Source organism: Lutibacter sp. B1, assembly GCF_012524075.1.
In the GTDB taxonomy this organism is placed as follows: domain Bacteria; phylum Bacteroidota; class Bacteroidia; order Flavobacteriales; family Flavobacteriaceae; genus Lutibacter.
This window is the reverse complement of record NZ_JAAZUI010000021.1, coordinates 1-15,033: the sequence shown is the minus strand read 5'-3', so window position 1 is coordinate 15,033 and position 15,033 is coordinate 1. Positions and strand designations below refer to the sequence as shown.

The 15,033-nt window shown below is 29.0% G+C and carries 12 protein-coding genes and 1 pseudogene; 8 read left to right on the top strand and 5 right to left on the bottom strand.

Annotated elements, in window-relative coordinates; all coding sequences use genetic code 11:
- Nucleotides 1-3: 3 nt before the first annotated feature.
- The 3 genes from HGB55_RS12000 (at nucleotide 4) to HGB55_RS11990 (ending at nucleotide 4,278) form a co-directional block, all read left to right on the top strand.
- The gene (locus HGB55_RS12000; RefSeq protein ID WP_168817143.1) at nucleotides 4-1,479 is read left to right on the top strand and encodes an MFS transporter; all 1,476 of its coding nucleotides are present in this window, start codon (nucleotides 4-6) and stop codon (nucleotides 1,477-1,479) included.
- A 73-nt stretch (nucleotides 1,480-1,552) separates the two neighbouring features.
- Entirely contained in the window at nucleotides 1,553-3,583 is a 2,031-nt protein-coding gene (locus HGB55_RS11995; RefSeq protein ID WP_168817142.1) for a peptide MFS transporter, read from the top strand.
- A gap of 119 nt (nucleotides 3,584-3,702) precedes the next feature.
- A complete protein-coding gene (locus HGB55_RS11990; protein WP_168817141.1) occupies nucleotides 3,703-4,278 on the top strand; it encodes a thioredoxin fold domain-containing protein in 576 nt (191 codons plus the stop codon).
- A gap of 9 nt (nucleotides 4,279-4,287) precedes the next feature.
- Here HGB55_RS11990 and HGB55_RS11985 read toward each other — a convergent pair whose 3' ends face one another.
- Nucleotides 4,288-6,330, bottom strand: coding sequence for a ComEC/Rec2 family competence protein (locus tag HGB55_RS11985; protein WP_168817140.1), 2,043 nt, complete (start codon nucleotides 6,328-6,330; stop codon nucleotides 4,288-4,290).
- A 169-nt stretch (nucleotides 6,331-6,499) separates the two neighbouring features.
- Here HGB55_RS11985 and HGB55_RS11980 point away from each other — a divergent pair, with 169 nt between their 5' ends.
- Nucleotides 6,500-7,390 (top strand): hypothetical protein, encoded by an 891-nt coding sequence (locus tag HGB55_RS11980; RefSeq protein WP_168817139.1) that lies wholly within the window; start codon nucleotides 6,500-6,502, stop codon nucleotides 7,388-7,390.
- 37 nt (nucleotides 7,391-7,427) lie between these two features.
- On the opposite strand, the gene lpxB is transcribed toward HGB55_RS11980, so the two are convergent.
- The 3 genes from lpxB to surE are packed head-to-tail and all read right to left on the bottom strand — an operon-like array spanning nucleotide 7,428 to nucleotide 9,632.
- Nucleotides 7,428-8,549, bottom strand: a complete 1,122-nt coding sequence (gene lpxB / locus HGB55_RS11975; protein ID WP_168817138.1) for a lipid-A-disaccharide synthase — start codon at nucleotides 8,547-8,549, stop codon at nucleotides 7,428-7,430.
- 9 nt (nucleotides 8,550-8,558) lie between these two features.
- Complete coding sequence (locus HGB55_RS11970) at nucleotides 8,559-8,843, bottom strand: hypothetical protein (protein WP_168817137.1); 285 nt, start codon at nucleotides 8,841-8,843, stop codon at nucleotides 8,559-8,561.
- Between the two features lie 24 nt (nucleotides 8,844-8,867).
- Nucleotides 8,868-9,632, bottom strand: coding sequence for a 5'/3'-nucleotidase SurE (gene surE / locus HGB55_RS11965; protein WP_168817136.1), 765 nt, complete (start codon nucleotides 9,630-9,632; stop codon nucleotides 8,868-8,870).
- Between the two features lie 277 nt (nucleotides 9,633-9,909).
- On the opposite strand from surE, the gene HGB55_RS11960 reads away from it, so the two are divergent.
- From HGB55_RS11960 to HGB55_RS11945, 4 genes are read left to right on the top strand one after another with little or no spacing between them, the layout of a single operon-like run.
- The gene (locus tag HGB55_RS11960; protein WP_168817135.1) at nucleotides 9,910-12,024 is read left to right on the top strand and encodes a carboxy terminal-processing peptidase; all 2,115 of its coding nucleotides are present in this window, start codon (nucleotides 9,910-9,912) and stop codon (nucleotides 12,022-12,024) included.
- 40 nt (nucleotides 12,025-12,064) lie between these two features.
- Nucleotides 12,065-13,159 carry an ABC transporter permease gene (locus HGB55_RS11955; protein WP_168817134.1) on the top strand — a complete coding sequence of 365 codons (1,095 nt, stop codon included), beginning with the start codon at nucleotides 12,065-12,067 and terminating at the stop codon, nucleotides 13,157-13,159.
- 8 nt (nucleotides 13,160-13,167) lie between these two features.
- Entirely contained in the window at nucleotides 13,168-13,617 is a 450-nt protein-coding gene (locus tag HGB55_RS11950; RefSeq protein ID WP_168817133.1) for a thioesterase family protein, read from the top strand.
- Entirely contained in the window at nucleotides 13,607-14,407 is an 801-nt protein-coding gene (locus tag HGB55_RS11945; protein WP_168817132.1) for a DNA/RNA non-specific endonuclease, read from the top strand. The genes HGB55_RS11950 and HGB55_RS11945 overlap by 11 nt, the downstream gene beginning before the upstream one ends.
- A gap of 54 nt (nucleotides 14,408-14,461) precedes the next feature.
- Here HGB55_RS11945 and HGB55_RS11940 read toward each other — a convergent pair.
- Nucleotides 14,462-15,033, bottom strand: a pseudogene (locus HGB55_RS11940) (sodium/glucose cotransporter); the annotation flags it as partial.

Here is a 15,033-nt window from a genome sequence, read left to right as displayed (position 1 = left end):
CTTATGATTACAGAAAATAATGATTTAGGTTTTATTGGACTTTTAAAGTCGTTTACCAAGCCTTTTTGGGTAGCAAGTGCAATGGAATTATTTGAACGTTGGGCATGGTATGGCTTATTTGCAGTTCTAGCATTATATTTAACTGGTTCAATTGATGAGGGAGCCTTAGGTTTTACACATGTTGAAAGAGGAGAAATAATGTCGTATGTTACATTTATTTTATACTTACTGCCTATTATTACTGGAGCTATATCAGATAAAATAGGCTATAAACTATCACTAATTATTGCTTATTTACTATTAGGTATTGGTTATTATTACATGGGTAACGTTACTTCATATCCTGCTGTTTTTATTATGTTTCTTATTGTAGCCATTGGTGCTGCAATGTTTAAACCTGTGGCATCAGCTATAGTTACTAAATCTACAGATAATCGAAATTCATCGTTTGGATTTGGTGTGTTTTATATGATGGTAAATATAGGAGGTTTTTTTGGGCCTCTTTTTTCAGCAAAATTAAGAGATGAATATGGTTGGAAAATTGTATTTATAATGGCTACTGTGGCAATAGCTATAAACTTAATAATAGTTATTTTATTTTTTAAAGAGCCAAACAGAGAAAAAAATGAAGATTCATTAGGCAAAACAATCATTAAGTCCTTGAAAAATATTTTTGAAGCTCTTTCTGATATGAAATTGACTTTACTTCTTTTAATTATGGTCGGTTTTTGGCTAATGTTCAATCAATTATTTTATACTTTGCCTGTATTTATTGAAGAATGGGTCAATACAAAACCACTATACGACACCTTATCAAACTACACTCCTTGGATTGCAGAATTTTTCAAAAATAAACATGGAGGTATTAATCCCGAAATGGTTGTAAATCTTGATGCATTTTTTATAGTTATTTTACAGATGATTGTTTCAACAATTATATTAAAATGGAAACCAATTAATGCTATGATGACTGGAATTTTCATCGCAGTTATTGGTATTGCTTTATCTTTTTACACATCAAATGTATTCTTCACAATATTTGGTATTTTAATTTTTGCTATTGGAGAAATGACTTCAAACCCAAAGTTTTCAGATTATATTGCTAAAATTTCGCCAAAAGGTAAAGAGGCACTTTATATGGGAACTTATTTTTTACCTATTGCATTTGCAAACTTATTAACCAAATGGATTACAGGTGATTTATATGAAAAAATGTCGGATAAAGTTCTTTTGATACGAAAAGAATTATCCACAAAAAATATTGAATTACCTCAACTAGATGAAAATTACACAAAAAATAATTTTTATACTGAAGCCGCAGAAAAATTACAAATGACACAAGAGCAGATGACTACACATGTTTGGAATAATTATCATCCAGGTAATATTTGGTTTGTTATTGCTGGTATTGGTATGCTTACAATTATAGGTCTCGTTATTTATGATCAAGTAATCAAACGAAAAGAAAAAAACTCTTAAATAGGTTGACTAAAACAACGCTTCTTCATATTAGAAGCGTTTTTTGTATCTTCGAGCCATTAATTTTTTTATAATGAACACAACTTCAAACGATTTTTTTAAAACACAGGTCTTAGGACATCCGGCTGGGCTTTTTGTATTATTTTTTACTGAAATGTGGGAACGCTTTTCATTTTACGGAATGCGAGCATTATTGGTACTATTTTTAGTAAGCTCATTAGGTTTAGGTGGTTGGGATTGGCCCAGAGAAAATGCTTTAGCCTTATACGGAACTTATTTAGCTCTTTTATATTTAACACCAATTATTGGAGGAACTTTAGCCGATAGATATTTAGGCAATAGAAAAGCTATTATAATTGGCGCTTTGGTTATGACCTTTGGTCATGCCAGTATGGCTATTGAATCTAACCCGTTTTTTTTGTACTTAGGCTTAGGGCTATTAGTAATTGGAACAGGCTTTTTTAAACCTAACATGACTTCATTAATTTCAATTCTTTACAAAGATTTTCCGGAGAAAAAAGATGGTGCTTATACTATATTTTATATGGGTGTAAATGCAGGTGCTTTTTTAGGAATTATGCTTTGTGGTTATTTAGGTGAAATTTTAGGTTGGAGTTGGGGATTTGGATTGGCCGGTATATTTATGCTTTTAGGTTTACTGCAATTTACTTTTGCACAGAGTATTTTTGGTGATGTTGGTAAAAAACCAAATGTTGAAGACAAAACTATTGAAACTGACGACCACACTAAAATTGAAGATAAACTAAATCCTTTTACAATTATTGATAAAACTATTATAGCTGTTATTGCTATAGCAGGTTTAACATGGATTATAAACGATCCTCTTTCTAAAATTGCAAATTTTAATATCCTTAGTATTGGCGATTTTGATTTCTCAAATCATACTATAATAGGCACACTACTTCTGTTTGTTTATCTACTAGCCTCAAGAATTGTGAGGTACAGTAAAATTACTCGTGATAAAATGATTGCCGTTGTATTTTTTGCCTTTTTTATCATTTTCTTTTGGACATCTTTTGAGCAAGCCGGAGGTTCTATGAGTATTTTCGCTAAAGATTATACCAACAGAATTTTATCAGGTAATTCGGCATTAATCTTTAATGTAATTGATGTTATTATAACCGTAGTTCCAATAGCTATTATTACATGGGTTTTGTTTTTACTTTTTAAACAAACTTTTAAAAAATACCTGATTTCTAATATGATTTTAGGATTTAGTTTTGTACTTATTTGGGGAATTGTAATATGGAAAATTAACAATAACTTCAACACATATTCTTATGAAATATCTTACCCAACGTATCAAATAACATCAACCAATGATAAAGGTGAAGAAAGCACAAAAGAATTTGCTGTAATAAACAAATCTGAATTACCTGAAGGTGCAGTTTTAGGTGAAAAAACTACCGTAATTAGAGCATCAACAGAATTTATTAAAAACGATAAAATTTCTATAATTGATATTGATAAAAAAGGTGTAAACTTCAAATATCTGCCTGAAGAAAAAGCAGCATCAATCTCAACAATAATTACAGCAAATGTTCTCAGAAAAAAGGAAAATGAAATTCAAATTCCTGCAACGTGGTTCTTAATTTTAAATTCATTATTTATCATAGCATTTGCACCACTATTTTCTAAATGGTGGGAAAGTAAATACAATCCAAATCCTGCTTCTAAATACGCTATTGGTCTCTTTTTCTTGGGTATTGGATTTGCTTTTTTAGCTTATGGAGCTTCAGGCATTCCTCAAGGAGCTAAAACAGCATCAGTTAGTATGGCTTGGTTAATACTAGCCTATCTGTTCCATACTTTGGGTGAGCTCTGCGTTTCTCCTGTTGGTCTCTCTTATGTTAGCAAATTGGTACCTCCAAGAATGATTGCTTTTATGTTTGGAGTATGGTATTTAGCATTGGCAATTGGGAATAAAACATCTGGTAAAATGGGTGAAATGATTGATGATATCACAGTAAAATATGATATTTCAACTTTCTTTTTAATATTTACGTTTGTCCCAATGGCTATAGGTGTTATTGCCTTACTTTTAACTCCTGTACTAAAAAAATTAATGCATGGCGTTACATAAAAAAATGTTAAATTTTGATGTTAACAGTCATACTTTTAGCAAATTAGAGAAAACTTTGTATTTTTGGCAACATTCTTGTTTCAAAAAAACATATCATTAAGAATTAAAAAATTAGAAAATTGAGAAAAACACTAATAGTAGCACTTACACTTTTTACACTTTCAATAAGTGCACAGGAAATAAATTGGATGACTTTAGAAGAAGCGGTAATAGCTCAAAACAATAAACCAAAAAAAATTATTATTGATGCTTTTACTACTTGGTGTGGACCATGTAAAATGCTTGAAAAAAATACTTTTCAAAATAAAGATGTTGCAGAATATATCAATAAAAACTATTATGCAGTAAAATTTAATGCTGAAGGAAATGAAACTATAAATTTTAAAGGGAATACTTTTACAAACCCAAATTTTGATCCAAATAAAACAGGTAGAAACAGCCCGCATCAATTATCTTCATATTTTGGAGTAAGAGCTTATCCAACTATTATCTTTTTAGATGAAGAAGCTAATTTATTAGGTCCAATTCCAGGATACCAAAGCCCACAACAATTAGAAATTTTTCTAAATTTATTTAAAGATGACACCTATAAAAGTGTTACAACTAAAGAAGCTTGGGAAGATTATATTGCAAATTTTAAACATGAATTTAGAGAAACCAATCCTGAAACTGGGCTAAATTTATCAACAAATTAAAAAATAAACTTATTCAAATATATAAGCTCCTTTTTGCATAGTACTGTAAAAAGGAGTTTTATTTTTTATACAACTTTGTTTCCATCTATTTATATAACTTTTATAATTAGAACCATCGGCTATAACCAATTTAGGATTATGCAATTTCAACAATCGTTCTAAATTTATTTTAGGTGATTGTTGTAAAAGTATAACTGTTGGTTGTATAGATTTTAAGTTATAAATCCCTAAACTATCAATTACTAAAATAATTTCTTTATTAAATTTATATACATTTTCTTCTTTTCCGATATTAAAATTCTTTCCAATTCCAGAACCAATTATATAAGATTTTATAGGGTTTTCATCTCTTTTTAAAGAATCTATGGAAGAATAAATTGTTAATTTATCACCTGATCTAGAAGCTATTATTGATTGTTTATTTTTATTAAAAACAATAAATTCGTTGGTAGATTGCAGTTTGTATTTCTCATAAATAAGAACAAACTGTATTATGAGTATTGAAATTAACACCCAAATTATTCTGTAAAAAAGCCTTTTTTCAAACCATTTTAATACTACAAACACAAATAAATAAACGGCAATCATCAGTAAAAATGAGAAAGAAATATATTGAATTACAAATTGCTCCTGATTTGAAATCCAACTAACAAAATTGTTCATTTTCTGTATCACAAAAATGTAAGATTCACTTAAAAATTGAGGTAAAATATGTAAAAGAGCTAATAGTATAGTTATAATTCCGGCTATTAAAATTAAACCTAAAAATGGTATTATCATTAAATTTGAAAGAAAAAATAATCCCGGAAATTGATGAAAATAGTACAAACTCAAAGGTAAAATTCCTATTTGTGCAGCAATTGAAACCGTAAACAATTGCCAAAATTTGTCTATTAACCAAAATTTAGAACTCCATAAATTATATAACTTAGGTTGAATCCAAACAATTGAAAAAACGGCCAAATAACTTAATTGAAAACCTACTTCAAATAAATAATAAGGATTAAATAATAATAAAAAGAACATTGAAATAAATAATGTATTATAAATATTTGAAGGTTTGTTTAAATACATTCCAATAGCAACAGCAGTAAACATGGTTACTGCTCTAACAACCGAAGCCGATAAACCTGCAATAATTGCATACATCCATAAAAATAAGATAATTAAAAGAGATGCTATTAATTTCCCGTTTTTAAAATAATGAAACGGCTTAAAAATAAACGTTAAAAACAATAAAATAATTCCTATATGTAACCCAGAAACTGCTAAAATATGTATGGCTCCGGCATCAACATAACTTTCCATTAAATCATCCGTAATTTGTTGTCTTTGTCCTAATAATAAAGCATTAACAACTGCCAATTCATTAGCAGTAAAACCATTATTTTTTAGAGCAACATTTACTTTATTTCTAAATTTTTCTGCTATTAAATTAATAGAAGTTTTAGACGGCATCAACTTCAAAAAATATCCTTTTTTAAGAACAATCTGATGGTGAATTTGTTGATTTTCTAAATATTGCTTGTAATTAAATGAATACGGATTTGCAGGTCTCTTAATTTCAATAAATGCTGCTTTGGCTAAAATTCGATCTCCAACTGTAATCAAAGATTGTAAACTGTCTTTTTCAATATTCACAATTATTTTTCCAATTGTTTTTTCATTTTCAAATTGCAGAACTTTCCCTTCATATTTATGATGAAATAAAGTTGGCTTTAACTCTTTTTTAATTAAAATAATTGAATTAACAGCATCAGTTTTTGAAAATAAATGATAGTTAGCATAGTGTTTTTTATTGTTAAGTTGATTTTTAAACGTTATTGCTCCAATTCCTATTAAAACTGAAAAAACTAAAGCGGTTACAGAAAATAAGTATGAAGGATTGAATTGTTTATTAGAGCGGAAGTAAATTACACCAAAAAAAACGATAAAAGCTCCATAAATTTGAACTAAATAAATGGGAGGAATAGGAAAATAAAAACCAATCAAAATCCCTGTAATTAATAGGAATGTGAGTTGAATTGGTACAAACCTTACTAACTTTATCATAGCTCGATAAAACTACTAAAATTATTTTATTCAGCAGTTTAATTTTAAAAAAACAGCAGTTTTTCCTTTTACGAAATTCTTTTTTTGTAACTAAAGTTACATAATGATTTATATCAGTATAGGCCACTTTAATATAAGGTAATTTTGACTTCTTATAAATTATAAAAACATGAAAAATCTAATTTTAAGCAGTATAGTATTGTTATTTTTTGTGGGTTCTTTTGCCCAAAATATATCATTATCACCCTACATAAAAGTTGGTGAATCTTCCGAAAGCATTCAACAGATTAGTGATAATGTAATCAATGCTTTAAAAAGTAATTCATTTACTATTTTAGGTACTTATAATCCTTCAAACAAAAGCAGTTTAAAAGTAATAACATTTACAAAAGCTAGTTTAAAAAATACTGTTATAAAAGTAACTGACAGAGGTGCTTTAGCAGCTGTGTTAAAAGTTGGGTTAGTACAAAAAGATGGAAAAGTAACAATTTCATATACAAATCCAGAGTATATTTTTAGAGCATATTTGGGTGATAATTATAACTTATATAAAAGCACACTAAGTAAAGTTAGTTCCGATTTAAAAACTGCTTTATCGGCAGTTGGAAGTGAATTTTCACAATTTGGAGGAACAGTTAAAGCTGATAAATTAAAAACCTATCATTACAAAATAATGATGCCTTATTTTACTGATCCTGTTGTACTTAATGAATTTTCATCATTTGAAGAAGGATTAAAAACTATTGAAGCTAATTTAAACAGTAAAAAAGGAAATACCTTACTAGTTTATAAATTAACTTACGAAAATGAAAAAGTAGCTGTTTTTGGAGTTGGTTTACAAAATAAAGAAGATGGAGAAGCTCATTTTTTACCAATTATTGGAGAGGACCATGTGGCTGCTATGCCTTACGAAATTATTTTACAAGGAACTAAAGCCACCATGCTTCATGGAAAATATAGAATTGCTTTACATTGGCCGGAACTAACCATGGGTACTTTTATGAAAATTATGAGTACACCCGGTGATATTGAAGATACACTAGAAGAAATTTGTAAATAGAATCATCTAAATTACATATATTTAAAACTCTGGGATATTAATTTATTTCAGAGTTTTGTTTTATAATTAACTCGGCAGTTTTTTCAGAAGCGCCTTTACCTCCAAGTTTTTGTTCCAAATCGTAATAGTCTAAAAACATAACTGCACGTTGGTAGCCTTTCAAAATTCTTTTAAGTTCTTTTTCTAAGTTAATTTCATTAAAATCGTTTTGAATAAGCTCTTTTACAACTTCCTTATTCATAATTAAATTAACCAGTGAAATAAATTTTAAATCAATTAAATTTTTACCAATTTGATAGGATATCCAACTTGTTTTATAACAAACAATTTCAGGAATTTTAAAAATAGCCGTTTCTAAAGTTGCAGTACCGGAAGTTACAATAGCAGCATACGAAACGGATAATAAATCATACGTTTTATTGCTGATAAACTTAACATTATCCTTATTTATAAATTGCAGGTAAAAATCATAATCCTGACTTGGAGCACCGGCAATTACAAATTGATAACCCTCAAATTTATCGGCCATTTTAAGCATTACCGAAAGCATTTTTTTTATTTCTTGCTTTCTACTTCCCGGTAATAAAGCTATAATCGGTTTATTAGATAGTCCATACTTTTCTCTAAAAGTATGTTCATCAACCTGTTTTCTATTTGAAATGGCATCAATTAGCGGATGTCCAACAAAATGAACAGGAAAATTATGTTTTTTCTCGTAAAAATCTTTTTCAAAAGGCAAAATCACATACATAAAATCAACATCCTTTTTTATTTTTTTTATACGATTTTCTTTCCAAGCCCAAATTTGTGGAGAAATATAATAATGAACCTTTATGCCTTGTTTTTTAGCTAATTCGGCAATTCTCATATTAAAACCGGGATAATCTATCAAAATCAAAACATCCGGTTTAAATTGAAGTATATCCTTTTTACAAAGTTTAATATTGTTTAAAATTGTACGTATATTCATTAAAACTTCAGCAAAGCCCATAAATGCCAAATCACGATAATGTTTTACCATTGTACCGCCAACTTTTTGCATTAAATCGCCTCCCCAAAATCTAATTTCAGCATTTTTATCTTTTTCAATTAATGCTTTCATTAAATTAGAGCCATGCAAATCACCCGAAGCTTCTCCAGAAATAATGTAATACTTCATTTTAAAAATTTACTTTGAAAATAAGGTTAAAAATAAGACTATTAAAGCTATTAAAAAAGTTTCTATCATAACACCTCTTGCTCTGTAAATTTGTTTCTTTTTCAAAAAAACAAAGAAAACAAAAAAATTGGCAATAGCACCTAATACCAATACTTTACCTATTAAACCACCTTCCTTTATTAACTCAATACTTTTATAAAAATCGTACTTTGAAAAGAATTCTATAAAAATAAAACAGCCGAAAGAAGTTGCTATTAAGGCTACAAAAAAACCTATAAATAATTCCTTCTTCATAAATAGTAAACAATAACTGTAAAGTTACAAATTCCAGCTATTTAATTTCTGAATAAAGTGATGTGCAGTTAAATCAAATTGAACAGGTACTATTGAAATGTAGTTATGAGCTAAAGCCCACTCATCGGTATCTTCACCTTTATCCATATTTACAAACTTACCGGTTAACCAATAATAATCTCTACCTCTTGGATTGGTTCTTTTCTCAAATTCTTCTACCCAATTAGCTCTTGCTTGTCTGCAAATTTTAATTCCATTAAATTCTTCACTTTTAGGAAAGTTTACATTTAAAACAACACCATCTGGCAAACCATTTTCCAAAACATTAAGTGCAATTAATTTTATATGTTCTTTTAATGGTTCAAAATTGGCATTCCAAGAATAATCCAGTAACGAGAAACCGATAGCGGGAATTCCTTCAACTCCGGCTTCAACAGCAGCACTCATAGTTCCGGAATAAATTACATTGATTGATGAATTTGAACCATGATTAACACCCGAAACACATAAATCGGGTCTGCGATCTAATATTTGGCTAACTGCCAACTTTACACAATCTGCCGGTGTACCGGAAGATTTATATTCTTTTTGTGGCCCATCATCAATTTTTATTTTGCTGCAATACAAAGTTTCATCAATTGTTACCGCGTGTCCCATACCACTCTGCGGACCATCTGGTGCAACTACCACCACATCTCCAATCTCATTCATTACAGAAATTAAATTTCTAATACCGGGTGCTGTTATACCATCATCATTAGTAACTAAAATTAAAGGTCTATTATCCATATAATTAAAAATTAAATAACAAAACTACTATATTTTATCTGGTTACAATCAATTAAACTTTAACATTTTGTAAAGTAACATTGATAATATAAATAGCTAATATTGTATTATTAATTTTTAATATGCAAAAGAAAATTATATTTAAACCAACATTAAAGTTTAATTTATACGTGTTTTCTTAGTAAAATGTATAAAAAAGATTAATTTAGGCAACCAGCTATAATAATGGCATTATTTTGGTGGTTTATATTAAACATAACTATTGACTTGAAAGACGATGATTAGAAAATTTAAATTTGTATTGCCTATTCTTTTTGTTTTAGGCTTAATTACTAGTTTCCACTCTGTAGCACATACCGAAACAGACCCTAAAGATAAGGTTCTGTTAACAATATTAAAGTATGTTTTAACACAAGGACACTATCAGCCAAAAGAAATTGATGATGCTTTTTCTGAAAAAGTATATACTAAGTTTATAGAAAGTATAGATCCTTCAAAACGTTATTTTTTACAATCTGATATTGATGAGTTTTCTATATATAAAGATTTAATTGACGATCAAATTAATAATGAAGATCTAACTTTTTTCTTTTTTGTTTACGAACGTTTAAAACTAAGAACCGAAGAATCTAAGGCATATTATAAAGAAATTTTAGCTCATAAATTTGATTTTGATCTTAATGATACTTTAAATGTTGATTACGAGAATACGGCATATGCCAAAAACAAAAATGAACTTTTAAAAACATGGAATAAACAATTAAAGTTTAATACACTTTCTCGTTTATATGATAAATTAAATGATGAGGAAGATAAGAAAAAAGAAGATAGTACTTACGAGAAAAAATCATTCAAAGTTCTTGAAAAAGAATCGAGAGAAGCAACTTTAACCAGCATGAATGATCTTTACGAACGTATTGATGAACTTACTTATTCTGATTGGTTTTCTACATTTATAAATTGTATCTCTGAAGAGTTTGACCCTCATACAACCTATTTCGATCCAAGTGTAAAAAAACGTTTTGATATTTCTATGGCAGGGAAATTAGAAGGTATAGGTGCTAGACTTCAAAAGAAAAACGACTATACAAAGGTAGTAGAATTAATATCCGGAGGTCCGGCATGGAAAGCAGGTGAATTAGAAGTAGGCGATTTAATTTTAAAAGTTGCACAAGGAGATGAAGAACCTTTGGATATTGTAGGTATGCGCCTAGATGATGCCATTGAATATATTAAAGGAAAAAAAGGTACAGAAGTAAAACTTACTATAAAAAAAGTTGACGGAACTATAAAAGTAATTTCAATTATACGCGATGTTGTTGAGTTGGAAGAAACTTTTGTAAAATCGAGTGTAGTTAAAAAAGATGGAAAAACTTTCGGTGTAATTAATTTACCAAAGTTTTATATTGATTTTGATGAAAAAAATTATAGAAACTCTACAACTGATATGGCTTTAGAAATTGAGCGATTGAAAAAAGAAAATGTTGAAGGTTTGGTTATAGATTTAAGAGATAACGGTGGAGGATCTTTACAAACAGCCATTGAAATAAGCGGCTTATTTATTAATAAAGGCCCTATTGTACAAGTAAAATACAGAGATTCTGAGCCAAGTATAAAAAAAGATAAAGATCCTAAAATTCAATGGGATGGTCCTTTAGTTATTTTAGTTAATGAATTATCTGCTTCGGCTTCAGAAATTTTTGCTGCTGCAATGCAAGATTATAAAAGAGCTGTAATTATCGGAGGCAAACAAACGTATGGTAAAGGTACAGTGCAAACTGTTTACGACCTAAATAGACATCACAACCTAAATGAAGATATTGGTGCATTAAAAATGACTATTCAAAAGTTTTATAGAATTAACGGTGGTTCTACGCAATTGGAAGGTGTAAAATCTGACATAATGTTACCGGATAGATTTAGTTATATGCCAATTGGTGAACGTGATTTAGAAAATCCTTTAGAGTTTGATAAAGTACCCGAAGCAACCTATACATTATGGAATAATTACGAAAATTTTGATACAGTAATTAACGACAGCAAAAAAAGAATTGCCAATAATGAATATTTTAAATTAATTGATACTAACGCTAAATGGTTAAAAGAATCTCAAGATGATACTTCAATATATCTGAATTTTGAAGCCTACAAGAAGGATTTAGAAAGTCATCAAAAGGAATCATTAAAATTTAAATCAATTAATGAGTATACTACTAATTTAACTTTCTCTTCGCCACTTTATGAAATACCTCTTTTAAATGAAGATAAAGATTTAGCTGAAAAAAGAGAGGCTTGGCATAAAAATTTAAAGAAAGATATATATATAGAAGAGGCTTTAAATGTTGTTAGTCAATTAAAAATAAAACCAGAATATCATTTGGTTAAAAATTAAATGTTTAAAATTGTAACTTTACAACAGTAAAGTAAAGCTATTGAAAACTAACGCTAACTCTTTAACATCACTTGCACTCCAGAAGTTTAAAAAAAATACTACTGGAGTGCTTAGTTTTTGGTTTATTGTTTTTTGTGGTTTTATAGCTGTTTTTTCATACGCTTTAGCACCTGACAATAGCAGTAATGCAAATCAAATGCACTTGGAAATTCATTCAAAAAAACCCGGATTTAAAGTACAAATGCTTACAATTCCTTCAGAAAAAAAATTAAATCAATCCTTTTTTAACAAGTTATTATTTGGTAACAAAAATCAACATACTGAAATACCTATTTCTAGTTATAAAATTTTAAATGATTATTTAATTATTCAAACTTATACTGAAAGTACTTCTGAAAGTTTAACAAAAAAATATCCTCTCTCACTATTTCAAAATAATGATGTTCGTAAATTCATTAAAACTAAAACCTTTTATCTTGGAACTGACAGGTATGGAAGAGATTTATTAAGCAGAATGATAGTTGGCACTCGAATTTCTTTCTTTATAGGTTTTATCGCTGTTTTTATTTCATTGGTGGTAGGCATTATAATTGGAGCAATTGCAGGCTATTTTGGAGGGAAAACTGATGCGTTTATTATGTGGCTTATCAATATTACATGGTCTATACCTACTTTACTTTTGGTTATTGCAATTACTTTAGCTTTGGGAAAAGGTTTTTGGCAAGTTTTTATTGCTGTTGGATTGACCATGTGGGTTGAAGTTGCTCGAGTTGTTCGAGGTCAAATTATGAGCGCCAAAGAAATGCAATATGTTGAAGCAGCAAAAGCCTTAGGATTTTCAAATTTTAGGATTATCTTTAAACATATTTTACCCAATATTATAGCACCTGTTATTGTAATTTCAGCAGCTAATTTTGCTTCGGCAATTTTAATTGAAAGCGGATTAAGTTTTTTAGGTATTGGTGCTCAACCGCCAATTCCTTCATGGGGTGCTATGATTAAAGATCATTACAGTTATATAATTTTAGGCAAAGCGTATTTAGCAATTATTCCGGGTATAGCAATCATGCTGTTAGTGATGGCTTTTATGCTTATAGGAAATGCTTTGCGTGATGCTTTAGATGTTAAAAATTAAATTAAACTATGAATTTCGAAGTTATTTTTAAAACAAAATGGTCAGATTTTGACCCAAATAGACACATGAGACACACTGCATACAATGATTATGCTGCCGAAGTTAGAGTTCGTTATTTTCAAGAACACGGTCTGTCTATCAATGAATTTGCAAAACTTAATATTGGCCCTATTTTATTTAAAGAAGAAACCTCTTTTTATAAAGAAATTCATATTGGTGAAAATATTACGGTCAAAATGGAACTCGAAGGTGCTTCTAAAGGAATTGAACGTTGGCGTTTTAATCATCAAATTTTTAATGAAAAAGGTAAACTTTCTGCTGAAATTAAAGTTTATGGAGCTTGGATTGATTTAGTTAAGCGAAAACTTACTGCACCTCCTCAAAAATTTTTATCGATTTTTGAAGATTTGCCAAAAACCCATAATTTTAAAGAAATACCATTAAAAAGTGAGGAATAGAAGAAATATTTACATCTTTTTTTCAGTACTACTTACTGTTGGTTTTTTTCTATACGACAATTATTCGTTAGAAGATTTAAAAAACATTGGTAAAAAAACTTCAGTAAATACCTCAATAAATTATTTACCTACTTCAACAACTGGCCAAATAGTACAGCATAATTATTATACGCTTTCTTATAACGAAAAATATGAACAAGCGGAATGGGTTGCGTATAACTTACTAAAAGAACACATTTCAAATTCGGATATTAAAAGACCTTTTTTTGAAAAAGATTTGAAAGTTAAAACTCAAAGCGCTCATTACAAAAATTATAAAAATTCAGGATATAATAAAGGGCATTTATGTCCTGCCGGTGATAGAAGATTTTCAAAACAAGCTTATAATGAGACTTTTTTAACCTCAAATGTATCGCCTCAACTATACGAGTTTAATGCAGGTATTTGGAATCGATTAGAACAAAAAGTACGTTATTGGGCTACAAAATATGATAAATTATATGTTGTTACCGGCGGTATTTTAACCAACGGTTTAAAAACTATAGGAACTGAAAAAGTAGCTGTTCCTAACTATTTTTATAAAATTATTTTAGATTATAAAGAGCCGGAAGTTAAAACCATTGCTTTTTTATTTCCACACGAAGAATCCAATAAACCGCTTTACAAATTTGTAACAAGCATTGATGCTATTGAAGAACTAACAGGTGTTGATTTTTTTTCCGAACTTCCTGATGATATTGAAAACAAACTTGAAAAATCAAGCAACTATAATAGGTGGAGTTTTAGATAAAAAACCTGTTTAAAAAGTTTTAAACAGGTTTTTTTATTTATTTTACTAATTTCTTTATTTCCAGAAAGCAGCATAAAGAGCTACCAAAATAATCATAACAGCAAAAGCTCCTATGTTAAACTTCGGACTGGTTTTAAACAACTCTTTTGTTAACGGAATTCCTTTTGCATCATCCGCTCCTTTATGTTGGAAATAACTAACCATTGCAATCACTATCATAGTCAAAATAAAAGTATATCCCATTTGATCCATAAAAGGAACATCTACAAAAAATGAACTTGTTGACCATCCTTTCGGTGCTACCTTAAAATACATTGCTATAGGAATTGAAGCTAAAGCACCTACAATAGCTCCTTTGTTTGTTGTTTTTTTCCAGAATAGTCCTAACATAAATACCGCTAAAATACCCGGACTAACAACGCCTGTGTATTCTTGTATAAATTGAAATGCCTGATCAATTCCTCCTAATAATGGTGCCATTATACAAGCAATTATCAAAGCAACTCCTGCTGAAATTCTACCCATATTTACTGTTGCTTTATCACTTGCATTTTTATTGATATATTGCTTATATATATCCATTGTAAAAATAGTAGATGTAGAGTTAAGCATAGATGCTAATGATG